1 protein-coding gene is annotated in these 241 nt (G+C 73.0%); it reads left to right on the top strand.

Translation table 11 applies throughout. The features are described 5' to 3' along the window. Positions 1–228, top strand: a 228-nt coding sequence (locus BHU15_RS37685) for a transporter associated domain-containing protein (protein WP_303741447.1), incomplete at its 5' end; no start/stop codon positions are given. Positions 229–241: the final 13 nt, after the last annotated feature.

A 241-nucleotide genomic window follows, 5' to 3' on the forward strand; every position in this document is an offset into this window, starting at 1 on the left:
GCCCGTCTCGCGCGCATTCCCGTCGAGGGCGACACCGTCGAGCTGGACGGCTGGCGGCTGGACGTCCTGGACATCGAGCACCACGTCGCGGAGCGCGTGCACATCACCGAGCCGGTCCCGGCCGTCACGGAGCCCGCGCCCGCCCCCGTACGCGTATCCGTACCCGCACCGGAGCCGCACACCGACACCGACGACCCCTCGCGCGAGTACGCCGGAGAAGCCCGATGACCGCCCTGCAACT

The sequence above is a fragment of the Streptomyces niveus genome, from assembly GCF_001723055.1.
Lineage (GTDB): Bacteria > Actinomycetota > Actinomycetes > Streptomycetales > Streptomycetaceae > Streptomyces > Streptomyces niveus.